Origin of the sequence: Bifidobacterium sp. UBA6881, assembly GCA_002451435.1 — a bacterium.
Classification (GTDB): Bacteria; Actinomycetota; Actinomycetes; order Actinomycetales; family Bifidobacteriaceae; genus Bifidobacterium.
The window spans coordinates 1,151-2,250 of record DKCF01000025.1; the positions used below are offsets into that span (position 1 = coordinate 1,151).

Annotated in this window: 1 protein-coding gene and 1 pseudogene; both read right to left on the reverse strand. The window is 59.4% G+C overall.

Annotated features, from left to right (window positions below; all coding sequences use genetic code 11):
* Window positions 1–476 (reverse strand): annotated as a pseudogene (locus tag B3C64_RS01975) (hypothetical protein); the annotation flags it as partial.
* Window positions 477–776: 300 nt separating this feature from the next.
* Window positions 777–1,100, reverse strand: a 324-nt coding sequence (locus B3C64_RS01980; protein ID WP_291533353.1) for a sortase, incomplete at its 5' end; no start/stop codon positions are given.

The window sequence follows — 1,100 nt, forward strand, 5'->3', positions numbered from 1 at the left end:
GCGTCGAAACTGTAGTTGCCCTGATTGTCGAGCGTCAGCAATCCGCCGTTCGGCGTGTAGTTGGTGACCGCCGAATCCTCGGCGCCTCCGAACAGGTAGTTCAACGAACCGTTGCCGTCGGACATCGTCGGATATCCGTCAGCGCCCAGCGTCGTGTTCACTATTCCCGTGTAGGCGCCCTTGCCCTGACCCACATAACGGTTGTAGTTGGATTGCGCCGCGCTGCCGACGTTTTTGAATTTCAGCGCATGGTTGTTGTTGATCGAGTTGCGCTTGTAATCATGCAGGCCCATGCTGATGCCGGCCTGCTGTTCCACGGTTCGCGTCGTGGTTGCTTTTTCGCCGTTTTCCGCCAATGCGGCCGACGTGGTGGCGTAGCCCATGCCGCCAAGCATGGCGATTGCCGCAAACGTGGCGATAATCTGTCTGGCGAAATGCCTCGGCACCCGCCTTTCGTTGTCACATGCATGCTTCATCTGCGTTCGTCCCCTTACGCCGCATCAAACAATGCGGCCATTCCTCTCACACGAACAGGCAAATCTCGCGCGCGACGCGCGCATATGGTTTTGCCAATGCTTCAACTGTGAAAAATAGAAGAAAACGAATCCGGGAACGTACACCCTATTGGCAATAGTGTCGGGGGCGTCCTTCCTTGAGGGAACAGCGAAAACGCTCGCCCCCCCCCCGCGGTTTCGTCCCCCGAACAAGGCAATGAAAATTCACGGGGATTCGCATAAAACCGCGAAATACCAAGAATCGTCAGGCGGCTCCGCCGATCATCCGCGCCTGGGCCACCAGGCGGCGTGTCTGCGGACGTACCAAGGGCGACGACGGACCCATACCAGCAATACCCCCGACAGCAACGCCGCGATTCCGGCGACGATGCCGATCGTACGGGCGTCCTTCGCCGCGTCCCGTTCGGCAGGGACCACATTCGGTATGGCGGAACGCACCGCGGATACCAGCAGACGATGCGTGTTCACGCCATATGGGGTGCAGGTCATCAGCGTCACGCGGTCCTCGCCCGGCACGATCTTCAATTTCGACGTGTCGCTCGGCTTGATCACGGAGATGCGGTCGACCTTGTACCCCAACGTCCG